Below are 21,910 nucleotides of genomic sequence, written 5' to 3'. Positions count from 1 at the left end.
ATGCGTCGGCGCGCCAGCTTCCTGCAGCGCATCCACGTCGATGGTCCTTTGCTGATCATCCTCCTGACCCTGGCCGCAGGCAGCCTGTTCGTGCTGTATTCGGCCAGCGGCAAGAACTGGGACCTGTTGCTCAAGCAGGCCACCTCGTTTGGCATCGGCCTGGTATCGATGTTCGTCATCGCCCAGCTCGAGCCACGGTTCATGGCGCGCTGGGTGCCACTGGCCTACCTCACCGGGGTGTTGCTGCTGGTGGTGGTGGACGTGATGGGCCACAACGCCATGGGTGCGACGCGCTGGATCAACATACCCGGGGTGATTCGCTTCCAGCCCTCCGAGTTCATGAAGATCATCATGCCGGCGACCATCGCCTGGTACCTGTCCAAGCGCACCCTGCCGCCACACCTCAAGCATGTGGCCATCAGCCTGGTATTGATTGGCGTGCCGTTCATCCTGATCGTGCGCCAGCCGGACCTGGGTACGGCGTTGCTTATCCTGGCCTCCGGTGCCTTCGTCCTGTTCATGGGCGGCCTACGCTGGCGTTGGATTCTCAGCGTGCTGGCGGCCACGGTGCCGGTGGCGGTGGCCATGTGGTTCTTCGTGATGCATGACTACCAGAAGCAGCGGGTGCTGACCTTCCTCGACCCGGAGAGCGACCCGCTGGGTACGGGCTGGAACATCATCCAGTCCAAGGCAGCGATTGGTTCTGGCGGCGTGTTCGGCAAGGGGTGGCTGCTGGGCACCCAGTCGCACCTGGACTTTCTGCCTGAAAGCCACACCGACTTCATCATCGCCGTGCTGGGCGAGGAGTTCGGCCTGGTGGGCATTTGCCTGTTGCTGATCGTCTACCTGCTGCTGATCGGGCGGGGCCTGATGATCACGGCGCAGGCACAGACATTGTTCGGCAAGCTGCTGGCAGGCAGCTTGACCATGACGTTCTTTGTATACGTGTTCGTCAATATCGGAATGGTAAGTGGCCTTTTGCCCGTCGTCGGCGTGCCGTTGCCCTTCATTAGCTATGGCGGAACTTCATTGGTGACGCTGCTGTCAGCGTTTGGCGTTCTGATGTCGATCCACACGCATCGAAAGTGGATTGCACAGGTTTGAATAAGGTGAACAATTACATGCAAGCAGTGCGTAACTGGGCTACCCGTTGTGCGCCGTGGTTTGGTGCGGTGAGCCTGTTTGGCGCTGTACAGCTGGCCGAGGCCGGCGACTACGACAACTCGCCCCAGGTGGCCGAATTCGTTGGCCAGATGAGCCGCGACCATGGTTTTGCCCCAGAACAATTGATGGGCGTGTTCCGTGAAGTGCAGCGCAAGCAGTCGATCCTCGATGCGATTTCGCGGCCCGCTGAACGGGTCAAGCCCTGGAAGGAATATCGCCCCATGTTCCTCACCGACGCGCGCATCGCGCGGGGCGTGGACTTCTGGCGTCAGCACGAGGCCGTGCTGGCGCGGGCCGAGCAGGAATACGGGGTGCCGGCACAATACATCGTGTCGATCATTGGCGTTGAAACCTTCTTCGGGCGCAACACGGGCAACTTCCGGGTGCTCGACGCGTTGTCCACCCTTGGCTTCGATTATCCCCCCCGCGCCGAATTCTTCCGCAAGGAACTGCGTGAGTTCCTGCTGCTGGCCCGTGAAGAACAGCTCGATCCCCTGACCCTTAAAGGCTCCTACGCCGGGGCCATGGGGCTGCCGCAATTCATGCCCAGCAGCTTTCGCAATTACGCCGTGGACTTCGACGGTGATGGGCACATCAACATCTGGACTAACCCCGATGATGCCATCGGCAGCGTGGCGAGCTACTTCAAGCGCCATGGCTGGATGGCCGGACAGGAAGTGGTCAGCCGCGCAACGGTGCAGGGCGAGCGCGCCGATCAAGGCCTGACCACCGGTATCGAGCCGGCCAGCACGGTCGGAGAGTTGCGTGCCCTTGGCTGGTCGGTTCATGATTCGCTGCGCGATGATCTGCCCGTCACGGCCTTCCGCCTGGAGGGTGAGAACGGCCCCGAGTACTGGGTGGGGCTGAAGAATTTCTACGCGATCACTCGCTACAACCGCAGCGTGATGTATGCCATGGCGGTGCATCAGCTTGCGCAACAGCTGGTCCAAGCACGGGGCGTCAACTAATGCGCGCAATTTTCTCTACCACTTCCTTCAAAGTGATCACCTGCGCAGCCATCGGCCTGGCGCTGGTCAGTTGCTCCTCCAGCCGCCCGGCGCCCAAGAGTTCCAGCGGTGCGAGCGTGGTGCGCAGCCAGCCCGGCCTGGACATCAACCGTGCCCACAAGGACGGTGCGCCGTGGTGGGATGTGGACGTCAACAAGATCCCCGATGCCACGCCCACCCTGCACACCGGCAACTACAAGGCCAACCCCTACACCGTCCTGGGCAAGACCTACTACCCGATGCAGGATGCGCGCAACTACCGCGCCGAGGGCACGGCGTCGTGGTATGGCACCAAGTTCCATGGCCAGAACACCGCCAACGGCGAGCTGTACGACCTGTACGGCATGAGTGCCGCGCACAAGACACTGCCACTGCCCGCCTATGTGAAGGTGACTAACCTGGCTAACGGTCGCAGCGTTATCCTGCGGGTGAACGATCGCGGCCCGTTCTATTCCGATCGCATCATCGACTTGTCGTACGCGGCGGCGAAGAAGCTGGGCTACGCCGAGATCGGCACTGCCCATGTGCGCGTCGAAGGCATCGACCCCCAGCAGTGGTGGGCGCAACGTGGCCAGACGCCACCCATGGTGCTCAAGGAGCCCCAGGTGGCCCAGACCCAGGCGATCCCGGCCAGCTCCGGTCGGGTAGAGCAGTGGACGCCGCCGCCACAGCAGCATGCAGCACCGGTGGTGCCGGTGCAGGTGGGCGGCAACAACGTGCCTGCTGGCACTGGCGGCAGCTTCCTGCAAGTCGGCGCTTTCGCCAACCCGGATGCGGCCGAGCTGCTGCGCGCCAAGCTCAGCAGCATGGTCAGCGCACCGGTGTTCATCAGCTCGGTCGTGCGTAACCAGCAGACATTGCATCGTGTACGCCTGGGGCCGATCAACAGCCAGGGTGAAGTCCAGCAGGCGCAGAACAGCATTCGCCTGGCGAACCTGGGGCAGGCCAAGCTGGTCACAGCTGACTGACCAGGCGTCCCGGCAGGATGACCTACCCCTCGCGCACGGTATGAACAGCCTGCGTGTGGGGTTCACCCAAGGGCAAGCACGGTGCAATGTGGCGGTTTTGTCATGAATTGACAGGCCCAGCCATGTACAATGCCGGTTTTGCCCGCAACGCCACCCTGTCGCACGTTGCCGGGCCAGGCCTCAGGCCAATAACTAGACTGACCGGTGCTGGGCCGTGTGCTTGCCCAGAAAACATCTCCAGACCATTAAGCGATTTTCGAGAGACGGATGAACATCACCAACCTTGCCAAACGACTTTGCTTGCCCGTATTGCTCCTGCTCACTCCGGTAGCCTTCGCGGCCGAGCAGATGACGCCCGCGCCGCCTCAACTGGCAGCCAAGTCCTACGTACTCATGGACGCGTCCAGCGGCAACGTGCTGGTCGAGAACAACGGTGACGAGCGTCTTCCGCCAGCCAGCCTGACCAAGCTGATGACCGCCTACATCGCCACGCTGGACATCCGCCGTGGCCAGATCGGCGAAAACGACCCTGTGACCGTCAGCGAAAACGCCTGGCGCACCGGGGGCTCGCGCATGTTCATCAAGGTGGGCAGCCAGGTGACCGTCAGCGACCTGCTGCACGGCATCATCATCCAGTCCGGCAACGATGCGTCCGTCGCCCTGTCCGAGCACATCGCCGGCAGCGAAGACGCGTTCGCCGACATGATGAACAAGACCGCTGCCGACCTGGGCATGACCAACAGTCACTTCATGAACCCCACCGGCCTGCCGAACCCGGAGCATTATTCTTCTGCTCACGACATGGCGATCCTGGCCCGTGCGATCATCAACGTCGATCCGGCTCACTACGCCATCTATTCGCAGAAAGAGTTCTTCTGGAACAACATCAAGCAGCCTAACCGCAACTTGCTGTTGTGGCGTGACAAGACTGTGGACGGCCTGAAGACCGGCCACACCGAAGAGGCTGGCTACTGCATGGTGGCATCGGCCGTACGTGACGGCCAGCGCCTGATCGCCGTGGTGTTCGGTACCAACAGCGAGCAGTCCCGTGCTGCCGAAACCCAGAAGCTGCTGACCTACGGTTTCCGCTTCTTCGAAACCCAGACCTTCTATCAGAAAGGCACCGAGCTGACCAAGGCGCCGGTCTGGAAAGGCGCCACCAGCGAAGTCAAGGCAGGCCTTGCCGAAGACCTGACCATGACCATGCCCAAGGGCCAGCTCAAGCGCCTGCAGGCTTCGATGACCATGAACCCGCAACTGACCGCACCCATTGCCAAGGGTGACGTGATCGGCAAGGTCGAAGTCAAATTGGACGACAAAGTGGTTCACAGCGCCGACCTGATCGCCCTCGATGGCGTCGAGGAAGGTGGTTTCTTCCGCCGTATGTGGGATAGCATCCGTCTATTCTTCTACGGGTTGTTCAACTGACACGTGACCTGCACGCCCCCGCGTGATCGCGGGGGTGTTGTTGTTGCCACGGCTTGCGAGGCCGTTTCCGCCATGAGCGAACCAGACGTCAAGTCTCATAAAATCGAATTTCCCTGTGCTGACTACCCGATCAAGGTCATCGGTGACACCGGTGTCGGCTTCAAGGACACCGTGATCGAAGTGCTCAGCAAATACGCCAAGGTCGATCTTTCCACGCTGGCCGAACGCCAGAGCAAGGAAGGCAAGTACACCACCGTGCAACTGCACATCGTGGCCGAAAGCGAAAACCAGCTCCACGACATCAACAGCGCCCTGCGTGCCACCGGCATCGTGAAAATGGTGCTGTGATGCCCGGCTGCCTCGGTGTCCGCGAACTTGGCCTGCAGCCCTATGAGCCGGTGCTCGAGGCCATGCGGCGTTTCACTGAGCAGCGCACTGCCGATACCCAGGATGAAGTCTGGTTGGTCGAACACCCGCCGGTCTTCACGCAAGGGCAGGCTGGCAAGGCCGAGCACCTGCTGGTGCCGGGCGATATCCCCGTGGTGCAGACCGACCGTGGTGGCCAGGTGACCTATCATGGGCCAGGCCAGCTGGTGGCCTACCTGCTGCTGGATGTACGCCGCCTGGGCTTTGGCGTACGCGACCTGGTCAGCCGCATCGAGCGCAGCCTGATCGCCCTGCTCGATGGCTATGCAGTGCAGGCCGCTGCCAAGCCCGATGCACCCGGTGTGTATGTGGACGGCGCGAAGATCGCTTCGCTTGGCCTGCGTATCCGCAACGGCCGCTCCTTTCATGGCCTTGCCCTGAACGTTGACATGGACCTGGCGCCCTTTTGCCGAATCAACCCCTGCGGTTATGCGGGGCTGGCGATGACCCAGCTGCGTGACCTGGCAGGCCCGATCGAACTCGACGAGGTCAGGACAAGGCTGCGCGAACAGCTGGTCAAGCACCTCGACTACGCAGAGCAGACGACCCTCACGGGCGGAATCGACTGAATATGACTACTGTGCAAGAAGCCGTGCCGAACCTGATCCCAACCCAGGACGCTACGCCGCGCTCCGCCCCCAAGAAGGTCGAAGCCGGGGTCAAGCTGCGAGGCGCCGACAAGGTCGCGCGCATCCCGGTCAAGATCATCCCCACTGACGAGCTGCCCAAGAAGCCTGACTGGATCCGTGTGCGTATCCCGGTCTCGCCCGAGGTAGACCGCATCAAGCAACTGCTGCGCAAGCACAAGCTGCACAGCGTCTGCGAGGAGGCCTCCTGCCCGAACCTGGGCGAGTGCTTCTCGGGCGGCACCGCCACCTTCATGATCATGGGCGACATCTGCACGCGCCGCTGCCCGTTCTGCGACGTGGGGCATGGCCGTCCCAAGCCGTTGGACGTGGACGAGCCGAAGAACCTTGCGGTGGCCATTGCCGACCTGCGCCTGAAGTACGTGGTCATCACCTCGGTTGACCGTGATGATTTGCGCGATGGCGGCGCCCAGCATTTCGCCGACTGCATCCGCGAAATCCGCGCTTTGTCGCCAGGCGTGCAGCTTGAAACCCTGGTGCCGGATTACCGGGGCCGTATGGACGTCGCGCTGGCGATCACGGCTCAGGAGCCGCCGGATGTGTTTAACCACAACCTCGAAACCGTGCCCCGTCTGTACAAGGCCGCTCGCCCGGGTTCGGACTATGACTGGTCGCTGGACCTGTTGCAGAAGTTCAAGCAGCTGGTACCGCATGTGCCTACCAAGTCCGGCCTGATGCTCGGGTTGGGCGAGACCGACGAAGAAGTGATCGAGGTCATGCACCGCATGCGCGAACACGACATCGACATGCTCACCCTGGGTCAATACCTGCAGCCATCGCGCAGCCACTTGCCGGTGCAGCGTTTCGTGCACCCTGACACCTTCGCCTGGTTCGCCGAGGAAGGCTACCGCATGGGCTTCAAGAACGTCGCTTCCGGCCCGCTGGTGCGCTCGTCCTACCATGCCGACCAGCAAGCGCACGAAGCCAAGATCAAACTCTGATCTGACCGTAAAAAGAGAAATGCCGATGCGCCGCAAGGCCGCGTCGGCATTTTTTTTTCAGCCAGCAAAGCCGTAAGCTGTTTGTGACAAGCCGTATGGAGTTGCCCGATGAACTGCGTAGAACCTTCTGCCTTGCCACTGCGCAAGGCCATTGAGCCCAATGCCTGCTTTGCCGTGGTTGCCCCGGCAGGCCCGGCGCGTCTGGATGTGCACAAAGCCGTCCAGTGGTTCGCCGAGCGCGGCTACCGCTGCCGGGTCTATCCGGGTGCGACTCAGTCCGAGGGCTACCTGGCAGGCGCCGACGCGCAGCGGCTACAGGATCTGCACGACGCCTTCCGGGACCCTTCCATCGACGCGGTCATGTGCATGCGTGGCGGCTACGGCAGCATGCGCCTGCTGGACAAGCTCGATTTCGAGCTGTTGCAACACCACCCCAAGCCTTTGATTGGCTACAGCGATATCACCGCCTTGCATGCGGCGCTCTACCGTCACACAGGGATGATCAGCTTCCACGGCGCCATGCTCAACGCCGACCTGCTGGGTGACAAGCAGGCACCGACCGAATCGTCGCTGGTGGCGCAGTTGAGCGGGCAGGTGGCAGCCGGTGACCCGATCACGCACCCGGCGCAGTTCCCCTTGCACACGGTCTTCCCTGGCCTTGCCAGTGGCCCGTTGCTGGGTGGGAACTTGTCGATGCTGGGTGCGACCCTTGGGACCTTGGCAGAGCTGGATACCCAGGGCTGCATCCTGTTCATCGAAGACGTGAACGAGCCGTTGTACCGAGTCGATCGCCTGCTGACGCAGTTACGGCTAGCCGGCAAGCTAGAAGGCATCAGGGGTGTGCTGGTAGGGGACTTTGCTGGCATTACCGCGGCGGCGCTGGCACCGCTGCTGCGCGACACGTTCGGCCCTCTGGGCGTCCCTGTGCTGGCCGGATGGCGCAGTGGGCACTGTGACCCCAATATCTGCCTGCCGCTAGGTGCTCGAGTAACGCTGGACAGCGAGCGGCAACGCCTGGTGCTGGAGCAGGCGCTGTTCCAGGCATGAGCGTGGCGCCAAGGCCACCCCAGGGTCACGGTTACCGTGCCTAGGGGGACCCGCATTGTTGCCAGTAAGCGCGAGCCTGTGGCTACCGTAGGCTCTCCAGGAGCTTGTGCGTCGGATAGCCATCGGCTGGCCAGCCCAGGCCCTGCTGGGCATTACGGATGGCCTTGCGGGTGTTGGCGCCAATGATCCCATCGGCGTTGCCCGCCTCAAAGCCCTTGGCATTGAGCAAGTTCTGCAACTCCATGCGCTCGCTGCGGCTCAGGGGGGTGTCGTCCTTGGGCCAGCTGCCAGCGATGAAGCCCCAGCCGGTGAAGCGATCGCTCAGGAGGCTGACGGCCAGCGCGTAGGCCGATGAGTTGTTGTATTTGAGGATGGCGCGGAAATTGTCGAGAACCAGGAATGCCGGGCCTCGCGCGCCAGCGGGCAGCAACAGGGCGGCTGGCAGCTCATTGCTACCGGCTGGCAACTGCGTACCCGCAGGCAGTGTCAGGCCCATGGCCAACCATTCGGCGATCGGCTTGCGCGAGGTCCCGTCAGCTTGCCAATAATCGAAGCCTGCCGGTACCTGCACCTCGAACCCCCAGGGTTGGCCACGCTTCCAGCCTGAGCTTTGCAGGTAGTGTGCAGTGGAGGCCAAGGCATCGGGCGTGCTGTTCCAGATATCGCGGCGGCCATCGCCGTCGAAATCCACGGCATGGGTGTTGTAGGTGGTCGGGATGAATTGGGTCTGGCCCATGGCGCCGGCCCAGGAGCCGCGCATCGCGTCAGGCTGAATATCACCGTGCTGGATGATCTGCAGGGCGGCAATCAGCTGGTCTTGGGCAAACTGTGGGCGTCGCCCTTCGTAGGCCAGAGTGGCCAGTGAGCGGATCACTGACTTGCTGCCCTGGAACTGGCCGAAGTTGCTTTCCATGCCCCATACCGCGACCAGGATCTGGCGATCGACGCCATAGCGCTGTTCCAGGCGGGTCAGCAGCTCGGCGTTCTGCTCCAGCAGCCTTTTGCCGTTGCGTACGCGCACGGGGGACAAGGCACCTTCCAAGTACTCCCAGACTGGCCGGGTGAACTCTGGCTGGCTTCGGTCAGCCTTGATCACGTCCATGTCCGGCGTAACGCCGAGAAACGCCTTGTCGAAGATTTCCGGGGCAATGCCCGCTTGCAGGGCCTGTTGGCGGAAACCTGCTTGCCACTGGGCAAAGGTTTGGGACGGCTGGATATCTGGGTTGCTGTCTGGCGCCTTGCCAGGTGCATTCACGACAGGTGCCGGCTGCGCCTGGGCGAGGGGCAATGCATCGGCTGCCGTGGGTTTTTCCGCACAGGCAACGAGCAGGATGAAGCTGGAGGCCGCAACGAGCTGGCGGGTTTCCCAACGAGGAAAAAGACGGTAGAGCATGCACAGGTCCAGGTCTGCAGGTCAGGTGATGACCATATCATGCCTGCGCTACGGATGCCTTCATGCCGCCAAAAAGTAAGAAGCCTCCCAATCTCTCGATTGGAAGGCTTCGCGGCGGTAGCTGCCCTTGCCTTTCTCCGGCCGTTCCTGACGACAACGGAACAGGGGCTGGGCGACGATGGACTTGGCCTTGTTATGGCCTTGCTTGTTTGGTTTTTTGCTCATGAGGGTGGTTCCTGCGTCGGGACAGTGCGGGCTGCACTGTGCAGGCTTGGCCGTGAGCAGGCCAATTGATTGTTTATATGGTCGTGAGCATTATCCAGGCCTCGTGAGGCGGCTTGCCGGCGATGGCCAACAAGCGCGGGCTCTATAGGCAGGGCGTCGACTATTGGGCAGGCAGCGCTAGGCGCTGGCCGGCCATCAGCAGCACCAGGCGCGCCAGGCCTGTCCAGGGAGAACCTTGCGCCTGGCCCTTGATCTGGGCGTCGATACGCTGGGCGTCCTGCAGCAGCTGCGACCAGCGCTGCGCGGGTAACCGCTGCAGGGCCTTGCTTACCAAGGGGCGGCGTTTGTCCCAGATGGGTGGGCGTGCCTGGCTGAAGGCCTTGTCCAGGGGAACGCCCTGGCTGAACTGCTGGGCCAGGCCCGCCAGTTGCCGCAGTTCACGGGCCAGGGCCCAGAGGATCACCGGGGGCTCCACGCCTTCGCCGCGCAGGCCTTCGAGCATGCGCAAGGCATGGGCGGCTTCACCCTTGAGAATGGCGTCGACCAGCCCGAAGACGTCAAAGCGCGCGCTGTCCGCCACCGCGGCCTGGACCGTTTCCAGGGTGATGACGTTGTCCTCGGCCAGCAGTTTGAGCTTTTCGATTTCCTGCGCGGCCGCGAGCAAGTTGCCCTCCACGCGCGCAGCAATCAGGTCCGCGGCGTCACGCTGGGCACTCAGGCCTGCCTGTTGCAGCCGCTGATTGATCCATTGGGGCAACTGATGCGCGTCTACGGGCCATATCTGGATGAACTGGCAATGATCACCCTCGACCAGTGCCTTGCCCCATTTGGTCTTCTGCGCGCTGGCATCGAGCTTTGGCAAGCTGATCAGCAGCAGCGTGTCTTCGGCAGGGCGGGCGCAGTATTCCAGCAATGCGGCAGCGCCCTTGTCACCCGGCTTGCCCGAGGGCAGGCGCAGTTCCAGCAGGCGTCGCTGGGCGAAAAGCGACAGGCTCGCACCCGCTTGCAGCAGGGTGCCCCAATCGAAGTTGGCATCGGCACTGAATACCTGGCGCTCGTCGAAACCTTGCTGGCGGGCGGCGCTGCGGATGGCGTCGGCCGCTTCCTGGCACAGCAACGGGTCATCGCCGCTGACCACGTAGACGGGCGCGAGTGAGCCTTGCAGGTGTTTGGTGAGTTGAGCGGGGGCGAGTTTCATGGCATCGGGGGCAGGGCGCCAGACGGCGCCCTGCACGGGCTCAGTTGCCCGGCACTTCCAGCGGCGACTGCTGCGGTGTCTCGGCCTGCTGGCGGCGCGCGGCTTCCAGCGCATCCGCTTCGGCCTTGGCACGCTCATCGGCCTTGCGCTGCAATTCATCGAGCTGGGCAGGGGTGAGGTTTTGCAAGCGCACGATCATGGCATTGACCAGGTCGCGGCGCATCTCGTCACGGGCGCGTTTGGCATCCTGCTCGGAACCGGTGATGTTCGAGGCGTCACGCACATAGACTTTGCGCACTTCGACCTTGTCGCTGGTCAGCTCCAGGTTGTTCAGGCCCTGGATGCTGTAGTCCAGCTCGGTGGTGAGCTCGAATTCCGCCGTGCGGTTGCCGCTATTGTAGGTAACGGCGCGCTGGCGCTCCTGCTCGTTGGTCAGCACCAGGCGGTACGGTGCGCCTGCGTGGACGTTCACGCCGCTGCGCTCGAGCACTTCGCGCAGTTGAACCACGGTTGGGCCGTAGGCGTTGCGCGCGCTGACGTCCATTTCCTTGACGCTCATTTCGCTGGTGCCCGTGCCGCGCAGCTGGAACCCGCAGGCGCTGAGCATGACCGCCAGGCCAACTACCAGCAGATTGCGTTTGATCATGTTGTTGCTCCCTCGTGAGCCTGTTCCGCCCGTGCGCAGAGCCTGCGAACGGGCGTTGCCATCAGTTGGCGACGATATTGACCAGTTTGCCCGGCACCACGATGACCTTGCGGATGGCCAGGCCATCGATGAAGCGCAGGACATTCTCGTTGCTGCGCGCGGCGGCTTCGACTTCTTCACGGCTGGCTGCGGCTGGCATCTCGACCTGGCCACGCAGCTTGCCATTGACTTGCACCACCAGGGTCACGGTGTCCTGTACCAGCGCGGCTTCATCCACTGCAGGCCAGGCGGCATCGATGACGGCCTGGTCATGGCCCAGCTGCTTCCACAGCTCGTGGGCGATGTGCGGCGTGATCGGGGCCAGCAGCAGGGTGACGGCTTCGAGGCCTTCCTGCAGCAGGGCACGGTCTTGCGCGGTGGCCTGCGGCGCCTTTTCCAGCACGTTCATCACGGTCATCACCTGGGCGATGGCGGTGTTGAACTTGTGGTACTGGCCTACATCAGTACTGGCTTGCTTGATGGCGGCGTGGATGGCGCGGCGGATCACTTTCTGCGCGTCATCCAGGGTTGCCACCTCCAGCTTGCCAGGCAAGCCCTGGGCAACGTGGGCCTGGGCCAGGCGCCAGACGCGGCGCAGGAAGCGGCTGGCGCCCTCCACACCTGAGTCGGACCATTCCAGGCTCATGTCGGGCGGCGAGGCGAACATCATGAACAGGCGGCAGGTATCGGCGCCGTACTGTTCGATCATCGACTGGGGATCGACGCCGTTGTTCTTGGACTTGGACATCTTCTCGGTGCCGCCGATTTCAACCGGCAGGCCATCGGTCTTCAGGCGTGCGCCGACGATCTTGGCCTTGGCATCGCGCTCGACTTCGACATCGGCCGGGTTGAACCAGTCCTTGCCGCCGTTGCTGGCGACGCGGTAGTAGGTTTCGGCCACGACCATGCCCTGGGTCAGCAGGTTCTTGAACGGCTCGTTCGAGGTCACCAGGCCTTCGTCACGCATCAGCTTGTGGAAGAAGCGCGCATACAGAAGGTGCAGGATGGCGTGTTCGATGCCGCCGATGTACTGGTCGACCGGCAGCCAGTGGTTGGCCGCTTTCGGGTCTACCATGCCGCCTTCGTAGTTGGGCGAGGCATAGCGCGCGAAGTACCACGAGGACTCGACGAAGGTGTCCATGGTGTCGGTTTCGCGTTTGGCCGCAGTGCCGCACTTGGGGCAGCTGCATTCGTAGAATTCGGGCATGCGTGCCAGTGGCGAGCCTGCACCGTCCGGTACCACGTTTTCGGGCAGGGTAACTGGCAACTGGTCTTCCGGCACCGGCACATCGCCGCAGGACGGGCAGTGGATGATCGGAATCGGGCAGCCCCAGTAACGCTGGCGGCTGATGCCCCAGTCGCGCAGGCGGAACTGGGTGCGGGACTTGCCCAGGTCCTTGCGCACCAGCGCCGCTTCGATGGCGTCGAAGGCGCCGGCGAAATCCAGGCCGTCGAATTCGCCGGAATTGATCAGCTGGCCATGCTCGCCATAGGCGGCCTGCCACTGGGCGCCCACCTCGTCACCGGCACTGGTACGCACCACGGCCTTGACCGGCAGGTCGTACTTGCGGGCGAACTCGAAATCGCGTTCGTCGTGGGCTGGCACAGCCATGACTGCACCGTCGCCGTAGTGCATCAGCACGTAGTTGGCGACCCAGACCGGCAGCTTCTCACCGGTGAGCGGGTGCTCGACCAGCAGGGAAGTGGCCATGCCCTTCTTTTCCTGGGTGGCCATGTCCGCTTCGGCCACGCTGCCGCCCTTGCATTCGTCGATGAAGGCTTGCAGCGCCGGGTTGCCTTGGGCAGCCTGGGTGGCCAGCGGGTGCTCGGCGGCGACTGCCACGTAGGTAGCGCCCATCAGCGTGTCGGGGCGGGTGGTGAAGACTTTCAGCGTGCCGGTGTGGCCAATGCTGGCCTGATCGTACGGGAACTGCACTTCCATGCCGCGGGACTTGCCGATCCAGTTGCGCTGCATGGTCTTGACCTGCTCAGGCCAGCCCGGCAGCTCGTCGAGGCTTTCCAGCAGCTCGTCGGCATAGTCGGTGATGCGGAAGTAGTACATCGGGATTTCGCGCTTTTCAATCAGCGCGCCGGAACGCCAGCCGCGTCCGTCGATGACCTGTTCGTTGGCCAGCACGGTCTGGTCAGCCGGGTCCCAGTTAACAGTGCCGTTCTTGCGATAGATGATGCCCTTCTCGAACAAGCGGGTGAACAGCCACTGCTCCCAACGGTAGTAGTCAGGCTTGCAGGTGGTGACCTCGCGGGCCCAGTCGATGGCAAGGCCCAGGCTCTTGAGCTGGGTCTTCATGTAGTCGATGTTTTCGTAGGTCCACTTGGCCGGGGCGACGTTGTTCTTCATCGCCGCGTTTTCGGCAGGCATGCCGAAAGCGTCCCAGCCCATTGGCTGCAGGACGTTCTTGCCCAGCATGCGCTGGTAGCGGGCAATCACGTCGCCGATGGTGTAGTTGCGCACGTGGCCCATGTGTAGCTTGCCGCTCGGGTACGGGAACATCGACAGGCAGTAGTACGTGTCCTTGCCTGGCTGTTCGGTAACAGCGAACGATTGTTGCTCGTCCCAGAATGTCTGGGCGGCGGCTTCGATATCACGGGGCGTGTATTGTTCGTGCATGGCTACTTTTGGCTGAGAGAGAGGAGACCTTTCCAGGCAGCGAACCTCGCTGCGTCCGGCACTCCGGTGTCATCGGGAGTGAACGCCGTAGCATACAGCAGCGCCGCGCATCGTGGGAAACGTTCGTTGCGAATGGCCGCTGGTCGCGGCGTCAGGCTGCTTTTCGCAACGACGCTAAGCTCTGGGGTGGGGGAGATAATCGTTATCTTCAATGAGGTGAACGAATGGGAGAGTCGCAGCTACCTGCAGGAAAACCAGAGCTCTATGAGCGCCTGATCGATAGGCTCGGGCTTGCCCTGGATACAGCCAGAACGTCCATGCGGCTTCGGGACGAGGCGCCAGCCGAGTTGGAGTTGCGTGGTTTGAGCCGCGCCGAGTTCGAGGTGATCAAAACTTATCTGGATACCTTCCAGAAACGCGCCGACGAGGCTGCAAACCTCAGGCCGCAGACTGAGCCTGCGTCGGCCAGGATCATCTGGCTCAAGGACATCAAGCGCACAGTGCGTACGCCACGCCCACGCAAGGCCTCCCGCCGCTAGGGGTTGGGCGGAGCCTTTCGAAGGTTTGCACAGTTATCCCACCTTGATCGACGCCGGCCATGTTGTTGGCCGGCGCCGATGCTTTTAGTCTGCACACCTTCGAAGGAGGTGTGCATGCCCATCCGGTATTTCATCAAACAGTGGTTGTTACCCCCAGGCGTGCTGTTTCTCCTGCTGCTTGCAGCCTGGTGGCTGCGCAGGCGTCGCCCCCGGCTGGCCGCTGTGTGCTTTGTGGCAGGGCTAGGCGGGCTGTGGATGACCAGCTTGCCGGTGGCCGTTCAGCACCTGGCAAGAGCCCTGGAGACGGAGCCTGCGCTAGCCGGGCAGGACTGGGCTGGCCTCAAGCAGCGGGCCGATGCCATTGTCGTGCTGGGCGCAGGGCGTGAACGGGGCGACCCTGCCTGGGCGGGTGTCGACCAGCCGACGCCTACGGCCCTGGAGCGGCTGCGCCTTGCCGCTCGCCTGGCCAAGGCGTCCGGGCTACCGGTGCTGACCAGCGGCGGGCTGCACTACGGCACACCGCCCAGCGAGGCGCAGCTGATGGCCGACAGCCTGCATGACGACTTCGACGTTGAGGTGAAGTGGTTGGAGCAGTCGAGCCGCACCACCTGGGAAAATGCCCAGCACTCGGCGAGTGTGCTTGAGCCGTTGGGGATACGCCGCGTCGTGGTGGTGACCCAGGCCTGGCACATGCAGCGCTCGCGCTGGAGCTTCGAGCAGGCAGGTTTCGAGGTGGTACCCGCGCCAGTCGGCTTCCTCGGCCGTGATCCGGCGCGGCCATTCGGTGGTTGGCTGCCGGAAAGCCGGGCAATGTGGCAGAGCGGGCAGTTGCTCAATGAGGTGGCTGGGCTGGTGGGGTATCGGTTGTTCTACTGAAGGGGCTGAGCAGCAGCCCCTTGGAACGTCAACTGCAAAGCCCCGTCACACAGCCCTGGCCACACGCCCGGCCATCAACGCCCAGACCAGCAGCAACCCACAAATGATTGCAAGCGGCCAGGAACGCCATTGCAGATAAGGCGTCAGCTGCTGCATCGGCACCACCTCGCCGTACATCACTGCCTGCTGGAACTGAGGCACTTGGGTCGTGATGCGCCCGAACGGGTCGATCAAGGCCGTCACGCCATTGTTGGTGGCCCGGATCATCCAGCGGCCGGCTTCAAGCGCACGCATCTGGGCCATCTGCAAGTGCTGCAGCGGGCCTATGGAAGTGCCGAACCAGGTGTCGTTGCTGATGGTCAGCAGCAAGTCGCTACGTGCCGCCAGGCCGGCGGCAAACTCGGGGTAGACCACCTCGTAGCAGATATAAGGCGCGATCTGATAACCCTTGGCCTGGAGCAGCGGTTGGTCCTCAGGGCCCCGGGCGAAATCCGACATGGGCAGGTTGAAGAACTCGATCAGCCCCCGCAGCATGTCCTGCAGCGGGACATATTCGCCAAAGGGCACCAGCTTCTGCTTGAGGTAGGTGCCGTCCCCTTCGCCCGTGACGGTGATGCCGTTGAAGTAGCGACGCTGGCGGTGCACCACTTCGCGAACCGGCACGCCGGTGATCAGGGCCGAATGCCGGTCTGCGGCGAAGCGCCCCATGATGTCGATGTACCCTTGCGCCTGGTCCTTGAGCACAGGTACCGCCGTTTCCGGCCAGACCAACAAGTCCGCAGGTTTTGAACTGAAACTCAGGTCGCGGTACAGGGCCAACTGGGCGTCGATATGCGCCGGGTCCCACTTCACGTCCTGTTCGACGTTGCCCTGAATGGCAGCGACCTTGAGTGGGTCGCCTGCCGGAGTAGTCCAGGCATGCCCTTTGAGTGCCAATCCTACTGCCCATGGAGTGAGCAGCAGCACGCAGGCGATGGCAAGAAAGCCCGGACGGGTACGCAAACGGTTGAGGTTGCACAGCAGCGCAGCCGTCAGGGCCAACGCAAACGACACCAGCCACACCCCGCCCAGAGGCGCCAGGCCGGCCAGCGGGCCGTCCAGCTGACTGTAGCCTGCGTACAACCACGGGAAGCCGGTGAGGAACCAGCCGCGAAACGCCTCTTGCGCCACCCACAGGGCAGCAAAGCCCAGGGCATCGGCAAGCGGCGCTTCGTTGCGCCGCAACCAGCGTGCCCACAACCAGGTTGGCAGCGCAAAGAACCAGGCCAAGGCCGCAAAGAACGCAACCAGCAGCGCGATGGCCAACAGCGGCGAGGCACCGCCGTAGTTCGTCATGCTGACGTAGATCCACCAGGTGCCGGCGCCGTAGAGGCCGAAGCCGAACCACCAGCCACGCCACAAGGCCTGGCGCGGGCTAAGCTCGCGCAGGCCCAGGTAGAGCAGGGCGATGGACAGCAGCGCCAGTGGCCACAGATCGAATGGCGCCAGGGCCAGGAGGGTAGAAGCGCCGGCCGCCAGGGCCAGCAGGTTACCGGGCCAGCCGGGGCGGGTGATCCAGCGCATGTCGTTCCTTAACGGTTGATCGGGGTCAGGCGCAGCAGGTGTATCCGGCGGCTGTCGGCGTTGAGTACGCGGAACTTGTACGCGCCGATTTCGGTGGTTTCGTTGCGCTTGGGCAGATGGCCGAATGCACTCATCACCAAACCGCCGACGGTGTCGAACTCATCGTCGGAGAACGCGCTGTCGAAGGACTCGTTGAAGTGCTCGATCGGCGTCAGCGCCTTGACCAGGAAGTCGCCGTTGGGCAGCGGCTTGATGTAGCTGTCCTCTTCGACGTCGTGTTCGTCTTCGATATCGCCGACGATCTGTTCGAGCACATCCTCGATGGTCACCAGGCCAGCCACGCCGCCATATTCATCGATGACGATGGCCATGTGGTTGTGGTTGGCGCGAAACTCGCGCAGCAGCACGTTCAGGCGCTTGGACTCGGGCACGAAAGTGGCCGGGCGCAGCAGCGTCTTGATGTCGAAGTTGTCGCCGTTCTCCTTGAGAATCAGCGGCAGCAGGTCCTTGGCGAGCAGGACACCGAGCACATCGTCATGGCTTTCGCCGATTACCGGGTAGCGCGAGTGCGCCGCGTCGATCACTGCCGGCAGGAACTCGCGCGGCGACTGGCCGGCCTTGATGCTGTTCATCTGCGAGCGCGGCACCATGATGTCACGCACTTGAAGGTCCGCCACCTGGATGGCACCTTCGACGATGGTCAGCGCCTCGCTGTCCAGCAGCTTGTTCTGATGTGCTTCACGCAGCAGCTCCAGGAGCTCCTGGCGGTTTTTCGGCTCATGGGCAAAAGCCTGGGTCAGTTTACCCAGCCAGGACTTCTGCCCGTTGCTCGATCGATCTTCGCTCATGGCGGTTCTCGTGATCCTTGGTCTATCAGTGTGGGGTTGATTCGGTTTCGTCATCGGCGTATGGGTCCGGGTGACCCAGTTGCGCCAGCAATTCTCGTTCCAGGCTTTCCATCTCCTCGGCTTCCTCATCCTCGATGTGGTCGTAACCGAGCAGATGCAGGCAGCCGTGAATGACCAGGTGCGCCCAGTGCGCCGCCAGCGACTTGCCTTGCTCGGCCGCCTCGCGTTCGACCACCGCGACGCAGATCACCAGGTCGCCCAGCAAGGGGATGTCGAGCAATTCGTCTGGCACGTCGGCCGGGAAGGACAACACGTTGGTCGCATAGTCCTTGTGCCGATACGTGTGATTGAGCTCGCGCGCTTCCGCTTCGTCCACAAGACGAATGGTCATCTCCGAGTCGGCCTTGCGTTGCTGCAAGGCCAGCTCGCACCAGCGGCGAAAGTCGGCATCGACCGGGGCGACAGCCTGTGTCGCCCGTTGTATGTCCAGTTCAAGCATTTTTGCCGGGCGCCTCGGGAGTGGCCTGGCGGGCTTCGAAGCGGTCATAGGCCTCGACGATGCGCTGCACCAAGGGGTGACGTACCACGTCCTTGGGCTGGAAGTGGGTGAAACTGATACCCGGCACGTCCCGCAGCACCTCGATCACATGCGCCAGGCCCGACTTGGTGCCCCGGGGCAGGTCGACCTGGGTGATGTCGCCGGTGATCACCGCCGTGGAGCCGAAGCCGATACGGGTGAGGAACATCTTCATCTGCTCGAGCGTGGTGTTCTGGCTTTCGTCGAGAATGATGAAGCTGTTGTTCAGGGTGCGACCGCGCATGTAGGCAAGCGGCGCAATTTCGATGACCTGACGCTCGATCAGCTTGGCCACGTGCTCGAAGCCCAGCATTTCATAAAGGGCATCGTAGAGCGGGCGCAGGTAAGGGTCGATCTTCTGTGCAAGGTCGCCAGGCAGGAACCCGAGCTTCTCGCCAGCTTCAACGGCCGGGCGCACCAGCAGGATGCGGCGAACCTGTTCACGTTCCAGCGCGTCGACAGCACACGCCACGGCCAGGTACGTCTTGCCGGTACCGGCCGGGCCGATGCCGAAGTTGATGTCGTTGGCCAGGATTTCCTTGACGTAGCGCTGCTGGTTGGCGCCCCGTGGTCGGATATTGCCCTTGCGCGTGCGCAGCGAGACGCTGACCTCGTTCACCGCCGGATTGTCGATGTGCTCGACGGCCGATTCCTGAAGGTACAGGTGCACGGTTTCCGGCGACAGCTCGGTGGCCTGGGTCTCGCGGTAGAGACGGCGCAGCAGTTGCTCGGCAGCATGGGTGGTCTTGGATTCGCCGATCAGTTCGAACTGATTGCCGCGGTTGCGGATCTCGATGGCAAGGCGTTGTTCGATCAAGCGCAGGTGCTCGTCGAACTGGCCACACAAGTTGGCGAAACGGTGGGCCTCGAAAGGTTCGAGGATGAAACGATGGGGTTCGATGGGTGCGTTCAAGGTCGTTTTTAGCCGCCCGACGGCAATGAGTGTGAGCTCAAGAATAACCCTTGAATGGCAGTGGCGAAAGTCCTGATGGGCTTAACGGCATTATGCCGAGCAAAGCCTAGGGCAGCGGGGAGAACGGCGAGCGTCCCTCGGCGTTCTGCAGCTCCAGCAGGTATTTGCGGAAGATCTGGCCGAGCACCTGCGTCGCATGCTCCAGGTCGTCTCGGGGCATCTGTTCGGTGACTTCGTCCGCCATGTCCAGGGCATCTTCAGCGCCGTTGACTGCCGCCATCTTCAACAGGATGTAGGCCTGCACGTTGTTGGCCTTGACCCCTTCGCCGCGGAAAAACATCGACCCAAGGCGGTACTGGGCCTCGGCATGGCCTTGCAGGGAAGCTTTCTGGTACCAGTCCAGTGCCTTGTTGAGGTTCTTCGGCGCTTGCGCATAGAAGTACTCGCCCAGCTCGTACTGTGCCTGGGCATCGCCGGCATCGGCCACCTGTTCACAGGTCTTGAGTGCGCTTGCCAGGTCCTGCGGCTGCACGTTCAAGGTGCAGCGACCCGTCGTCGGGATGAGCAACGAGTTACCGCCCTCCGCCAGGGCCAGCAGGGGCTGGAGAAGCAACAGGCAGCCCAGGGTGAGGGCGCGGCCGGTGCGGTTCATGGGGATCGACTTACCTCTGCAAAGCTGCGGCCAATGTCTCTGGTGGCACATTATGGGATAAGCAGCGCCAACCTTACAAAGTTTTACTCGAATTTATGTCGGCGTGGCGAAACAGGCTGATGGCAGGACCCCTTCGTTACCTGTATGGCCGCATTGCACGTGCGCCCGTTCCCATGGGGTATGCCCCTGGCGATGGCCGGTATACCCACCGTGATAGCGGGTGCTACCGGCTACCAAGGTGGGAAGGCGCCGGGTTACTTCAGGGCTGCGAAGGCTTTTTCAGCCGCATCCAGGGTGATCTGCAGCTCTTTGTCGCCATGAACGATGGAGGTGAAGCCAGCCTCGAACGCGCTCGGCGCCAGGTACACGCCACCGTCGAGCATCAGGTGGAAGAACTGCTTGAAGCGACCGGCGTCACTGGCCATTACGTCATCGAAGGTGACGATGTCGTCGGCCCCGCTGAAGTACAGGCCGAACATGCCGCCAGCCTGAGTGGTCACGAACGGCACGCCGGCAGCATCGGCGCGCTGTTGCAGGCCGTCGAGCATGCGGCTGGTGTAGTCGGTCAGCTCGGCGTGGAAGCCCGGGCGGCTGATCAGCTTGAGCGTGGTCAGGCCGGCGGCCATGGCCAGCGGGTTGCCCGACAGCGTACCCGCCTGGTAGACCGGGCCCAGCGGGGCGATGCAGCCCATGATTTCGCGCTTGCCGCCAAAGCAGCCGACCGGCATGCCGCCGCCGACGATCTTGCCGAAGGTCGACAGGTCGGGGGTAATGCCGTAGTGCGCCTGCGCACCACCCAGCGAAACCCGGAAACCGGTCATCACTTCATCGAAGATCAACACCACACCATGCTTGTCGCACTGCTCGCGCAGGCCTTCGAGGAAGCCCGGCGCCGGCGGTACGCAGTTCATGTTGCCGGCAACCGGCTCGACGATAATGCAGGCTACGGTCTGGCCCACTTCAGCCAGCGTCTTCTCGACGGCGGCGATGTCGTTGAAGGGCAGCGTCAGGGTGTGCTTGGCGAAGTCGGCGGGCACGCCGGCCGAGCTGGGCACGCCTTGGGTCAGCAGACCGGAACCGGCCTTGACCAACAGGCTGTCGGAGTGGCCGTGGTAGCAGCCTTCGAACTTGATGATCGCGTCACGGCCGGTGTAGCCACGGGCCAGGCGGATGGCGCTCATGGTCGCTTCGGTACCTGAGCTGACCATGCGCACCATTTCCATGGAAGGCACCAGCGAGCACACCAGGTCTGCCATTTCGGTTTCCATGGCGGTCGGGGCGCCATAGGACAGCCCGTGTTCCAGCTGGCGACGTACCGAGTCCAGCACGTCAGGGTGGCCATGACCCAGGATCATCGGGCCCCAGGAGCCCACGTAGTCGACGTAGCGCTTGTCATCTTCGTCGACGACGTAGGCGCCCTCGGCATGCTTGAAGAACAATGGGGTGCCGCCCACGCTCTTGAACGCGCGCACGGGCGAGTTGACACCACCAGGGATGTGTTTCTGGGCTTGGGCGAAAAGTGCTTCGGAACGGGACATGGAAAGTTCTCTCGAATCAGGATGCGAACAAGGCATTGAAGGCGCGGGCGCGGCGGGTGACTTCCTGCGCACTGTCGGCACCGAACAAGCCGTGGATCACCGCCAGCAGGTCGGCACCGTGGTGCACCAGTGCGGCGGCATTGTCGAGGGTGACCCCGCCGATGGCGGCGATCGGCAGGTTCACCTGGGCGCGAGCCTGCGCCAGAAGACGGACGTCGGCAGCCGGAGCGCCGGGTTTGGTGCTGGAGGTGAAAAAGCGGCCGAAGGCGACGTAGCTGGCGCCTTCGCGGGCTGCCTGGGCGGCCAGGTCGAGGCTGGCATGGCAGGTCGAGCCGATGATCGCCGCGCTGCCCAGCAGGGCGCGTGCAGGGGTCAGCGGCCCGTCGGTTTGCCCCAGGTGTACGCCCACGCCCAAGTGGCTGGCCAGTTGGGCATCGTCGTTGATGAGCAGCTGGGTGCCATAGCGCTCGCACAATTGCTGGAGTGCCTGCGCTTCACGCAAGCGCCGCGCGGCGTCATCGCTTTTGTCCCGGTACTGCAGAAGGCATACACCCCCTTCGAGGGCTGCCTCCACATGAGACAGGAATCGGCCGGCCAGCAGTTGGCTGTCGGTGATGGCATACAGGCCGCGTAGGGTCATCGAGCA

The 21,910-nt window shown here is 63.1% G+C and carries 22 protein-coding genes; 10 read left to right on the top strand and 12 right to left on the bottom strand.

Translation table 11 applies throughout. The annotated features are described in order from the left end of the window. The 8 genes from rodA to FS767_RS16580 all read left to right on the top strand — a co-directional run bounded on the left by rodA (position 1) and on the right by FS767_RS16580 (position 7,628). Positions 1-1,104, top strand: a complete 1,104-nt coding sequence (rodA, locus tag FS767_RS16615) for a rod shape-determining protein RodA (protein ID WP_042139378.1) — start codon at positions 1-3, stop codon at positions 1,102-1,104. A gap of 17 nt (positions 1,105-1,121) precedes the next feature. Then, entirely contained in the window at positions 1,122-2,132 is a 1,011-nt protein-coding gene (mltB, locus tag FS767_RS16610; protein ID WP_144966937.1) for a lytic murein transglycosylase B, read from the top strand. Beyond that, positions 2,132-3,139 (top strand): septal ring lytic transglycosylase RlpA family protein, encoded by a 1,008-nt coding sequence (locus FS767_RS16605; protein WP_144966936.1) that lies wholly within the window; start codon positions 2,132-2,134, stop codon positions 3,137-3,139. The genes mltB and FS767_RS16605 overlap by 1 nt, the downstream gene beginning before the upstream one ends. A 267-nt stretch (positions 3,140-3,406) precedes the next feature. Then, positions 3,407-4,567 (top strand): D-alanyl-D-alanine carboxypeptidase family protein, encoded by a 1,161-nt coding sequence (locus FS767_RS16600; protein WP_023534573.1) that lies wholly within the window; start codon positions 3,407-3,409, stop codon positions 4,565-4,567. A 72-nt stretch (positions 4,568-4,639) separates the two neighbouring features. After that, positions 4,640-4,915 carry a DUF493 domain-containing protein gene (locus FS767_RS16595; RefSeq protein WP_058603535.1) on the top strand — a complete coding sequence of 92 codons (276 nt, stop codon included), beginning with the start codon at positions 4,640-4,642 and terminating at the stop codon, positions 4,913-4,915. Further along, entirely contained in the window at positions 4,915-5,562 is a 648-nt protein-coding gene (gene lipB, locus FS767_RS16590) for a lipoyl(octanoyl) transferase LipB (protein ID WP_027915256.1), read from the top strand. The genes FS767_RS16595 and lipB overlap by 1 nt, the downstream gene beginning before the upstream one ends. A gap of 2 nt (positions 5,563-5,564) precedes the next feature. Further along, a complete protein-coding gene (lipA, locus tag FS767_RS16585; protein ID WP_058603537.1) occupies positions 5,565-6,581 on the top strand; it encodes a lipoyl synthase in 1,017 nt (338 codons plus the stop codon). A gap of 108 nt (positions 6,582-6,689) precedes the next feature. Continuing rightward, positions 6,690-7,628 (top strand): LD-carboxypeptidase, encoded by a 939-nt coding sequence (locus tag FS767_RS16580; RefSeq protein WP_144966935.1) that lies wholly within the window; start codon positions 6,690-6,692, stop codon positions 7,626-7,628. Positions 7,629-7,710: 82 nt separating this feature from the next. On the opposite strand, the gene FS767_RS16575 is transcribed toward FS767_RS16580, so the two are convergent. The 5 genes from FS767_RS16575 to leuS all read right to left on the bottom strand — a co-directional run bounded on the left by FS767_RS16575 (position 7,711) and on the right by leuS (position 13,758). Beyond that, entirely contained in the window at positions 7,711-9,021 is a 1,311-nt protein-coding gene (locus FS767_RS16575; protein ID WP_058638953.1) for a lytic murein transglycosylase, read from the bottom strand. Positions 9,022-9,081: 60 nt separating this feature from the next. Continuing rightward, positions 9,082-9,246 (bottom strand): alternative ribosome rescue factor ArfA, encoded by a 165-nt coding sequence (gene arfA, locus FS767_RS16570; RefSeq protein ID WP_027915252.1) that lies wholly within the window; start codon positions 9,244-9,246, stop codon positions 9,082-9,084. Between the two features lie 160 nt (positions 9,247-9,406). Next, positions 9,407-10,444 carry a DNA polymerase III subunit delta gene (holA, locus tag FS767_RS16565; protein ID WP_144966934.1) on the bottom strand — a complete coding sequence of 346 codons (1,038 nt, stop codon included), beginning with the start codon at positions 10,442-10,444 and terminating at the stop codon, positions 9,407-9,409. A gap of 40 nt (positions 10,445-10,484) precedes the next feature. Next, positions 10,485-11,090, bottom strand: a complete 606-nt coding sequence (gene lptE, locus FS767_RS16560; protein WP_144966933.1) for an LPS assembly lipoprotein LptE — start codon at positions 11,088-11,090, stop codon at positions 10,485-10,487. A gap of 61 nt (positions 11,091-11,151) precedes the next feature. Then, positions 11,152-13,758, bottom strand: coding sequence for a leucine--tRNA ligase (leuS, locus tag FS767_RS16555; protein WP_144966932.1), 2,607 nt, complete (start codon positions 13,756-13,758; stop codon positions 11,152-11,154). 224 nt (positions 13,759-13,982) lie between these two features. Here leuS and FS767_RS16550 point away from each other — a divergent pair, with 224 nt between their 5' ends. Together FS767_RS16550 and FS767_RS16545 are read left to right on the top strand one after the other, a co-directional pair. Continuing rightward, positions 13,983-14,297, top strand: coding sequence for a hypothetical protein (locus tag FS767_RS16550; RefSeq protein ID WP_144966931.1), 315 nt, complete (start codon positions 13,983-13,985; stop codon positions 14,295-14,297). Between the two features lie 114 nt (positions 14,298-14,411). Next, positions 14,412-15,173, top strand: a complete 762-nt coding sequence (locus FS767_RS16545; protein WP_144966930.1) for a YdcF family protein — start codon at positions 14,412-14,414, stop codon at positions 15,171-15,173. A gap of 45 nt (positions 15,174-15,218) precedes the next feature. Here the strand turns inward: FS767_RS16545 and lnt are convergent, their stop codons facing one another. The 7 genes from lnt to thiE form a co-directional block, all read right to left on the bottom strand. After that, a complete protein-coding gene (lnt, locus tag FS767_RS16540; RefSeq protein ID WP_144966928.1) occupies positions 15,219-16,736 on the bottom strand; it encodes an apolipoprotein N-acyltransferase in 1,518 nt (505 codons plus the stop codon). An 8-nt stretch (positions 16,737-16,744) separates the two neighbouring features. After that, positions 16,745-17,584, bottom strand: a complete 840-nt coding sequence (locus tag FS767_RS16535; protein ID WP_023534628.1) for an HlyC/CorC family transporter — start codon at positions 17,582-17,584, stop codon at positions 16,745-16,747. 25 nt (positions 17,585-17,609) lie between these two features. Next, on the bottom strand, positions 17,610-18,083 hold the full coding sequence (gene ybeY, locus FS767_RS16530) for an rRNA maturation RNase YbeY (RefSeq protein WP_058638960.1): 474 nt from the start codon (positions 18,081-18,083) through the stop codon (positions 17,610-17,612). Next, positions 18,076-19,074: a PhoH family protein gene (locus FS767_RS16525; protein ID WP_028687151.1), complete on the bottom strand. Its 999-nt coding sequence runs from the start codon at positions 19,072-19,074 to the stop codon at positions 18,076-18,078. Before FS767_RS16525 ends, ybeY begins: the two co-directional genes overlap by 8 nt. Before the next feature lie 106 nt (positions 19,075-19,180). Further along, on the bottom strand, positions 19,181-19,726 hold the full coding sequence (locus FS767_RS16520; protein WP_058603547.1) for a tetratricopeptide repeat protein: 546 nt from the start codon (positions 19,724-19,726) through the stop codon (positions 19,181-19,183). Positions 19,727-19,980: 254 nt separating this feature from the next. Next, positions 19,981-21,264 carry a glutamate-1-semialdehyde 2,1-aminomutase gene (gene hemL, locus FS767_RS16515; protein ID WP_058603548.1) on the bottom strand — a complete coding sequence of 428 codons (1,284 nt, stop codon included), beginning with the start codon at positions 21,262-21,264 and terminating at the stop codon, positions 19,981-19,983. A 16-nt stretch (positions 21,265-21,280) separates the two neighbouring features. Continuing rightward, positions 21,281-21,904, bottom strand: a complete 624-nt coding sequence (gene thiE, locus FS767_RS16510; RefSeq protein ID WP_144966926.1) for a thiamine phosphate synthase — start codon at positions 21,902-21,904, stop codon at positions 21,281-21,283. Between the last annotated feature and the right edge of the window lie 6 nt (positions 21,905-21,910).

It is taken from the genome of Pseudomonas sp. DE0010 (genome assembly GCF_007680745.1).
Lineage (GTDB): Bacteria > Pseudomonadota > Gammaproteobacteria > Pseudomonadales > Pseudomonadaceae > Aquipseudomonas > Aquipseudomonas parafulva_B.
This window is presented reverse-complemented; position numbering and strand designations above follow the sequence as displayed.

Bases quoted from the DNA above. Each gene is read 5' to 3' on its own strand.
- lptE (WP_144966933.1), bottom strand. From the start codon at position 11,090: ATGATCAAACGCAATCTGCTGGTAGTTGGCCTGGCGGTCATGCTCAGC.
- FS767_RS16550 (WP_144966931.1), top strand. From the start codon at position 13,983: ATGGGAGAGTCGCAGCTACCTGCAGGAAAACCAGAGCTCTATGAGCGC.
- arfA (WP_027915252.1), bottom strand. From the start codon at position 9,246: ATGAGCAAAAAACCAAACAAGCAAGGCCATAACAAGGCCAAGTCCATC.
- FS767_RS16595 (WP_058603535.1), top strand. From the start codon at position 4,640: ATGAGCGAACCAGACGTCAAGTCTCATAAAATCGAATTTCCCTGTGCT.
- lnt (WP_144966928.1), bottom strand. From the start codon at position 16,736: ATGCGCTGGATCACCCGCCCCGGCTGGCCCGGTAACCTGCTGGCCCTG.
- FS767_RS16545 (WP_144966930.1), top strand. From the start codon at position 14,412: ATGCCCATCCGGTATTTCATCAAACAGTGGTTGTTACCCCCAGGCGTG.
- leuS (WP_144966932.1), bottom strand. From the start codon at position 13,758: ATGCACGAACAATACACGCCCCGTGATATCGAAGCCGCCGCCCAGACA.
- hemL (WP_058603548.1), bottom strand. From the start codon at position 21,264: ATGTCCCGTTCCGAAGCACTTTTCGCCCAAGCCCAGAAACACATCCCT.
- FS767_RS16535 (WP_023534628.1), bottom strand. From the start codon at position 17,584: ATGAGCGAAGATCGATCGAGCAACGGGCAGAAGTCCTGGCTGGGTAAA.
- holA (WP_144966934.1), bottom strand. From the start codon at position 10,444: ATGAAACTCGCCCCCGCTCAACTCACCAAACACCTGCAAGGCTCACTC.
- rodA (WP_042139378.1), top strand. From the start codon at position 1: ATGCGTCGGCGCGCCAGCTTCCTGCAGCGCATCCACGTCGATGGTCCT.
- thiE (WP_144966926.1), bottom strand. From the start codon at position 21,904: ATGACCCTACGCGGCCTGTATGCCATCACCGACAGCCAACTGCTGGCC.
- lipA (WP_058603537.1), top strand. From the start codon at position 5,565: ATGACTACTGTGCAAGAAGCCGTGCCGAACCTGATCCCAACCCAGGAC.
- ybeY (WP_058638960.1), bottom strand. From the start codon at position 18,083: ATGCTTGAACTGGACATACAACGGGCGACACAGGCTGTCGCCCCGGTC.
- lipB (WP_027915256.1), top strand. From the start codon at position 4,915: ATGCCCGGCTGCCTCGGTGTCCGCGAACTTGGCCTGCAGCCCTATGAG.
- FS767_RS16520 (WP_058603547.1), bottom strand. From the start codon at position 19,726: ATGAACCGCACCGGCCGCGCCCTCACCCTGGGCTGCCTGTTGCTTCTC.
- FS767_RS16575 (WP_058638953.1), bottom strand. From the start codon at position 9,021: ATGCTCTACCGTCTTTTTCCTCGTTGGGAAACCCGCCAGCTCGTTGCG.
- FS767_RS16605 (WP_144966936.1), top strand. From the start codon at position 2,132: ATGCGCGCAATTTTCTCTACCACTTCCTTCAAAGTGATCACCTGCGCA.
- FS767_RS16580 (WP_144966935.1), top strand. From the start codon at position 6,690: ATGAACTGCGTAGAACCTTCTGCCTTGCCACTGCGCAAGGCCATTGAG.
- FS767_RS16600 (WP_023534573.1), top strand. From the start codon at position 3,407: ATGAACATCACCAACCTTGCCAAACGACTTTGCTTGCCCGTATTGCTC.
- mltB (WP_144966937.1), top strand. From the start codon at position 1,122: ATGCAAGCAGTGCGTAACTGGGCTACCCGTTGTGCGCCGTGGTTTGGT.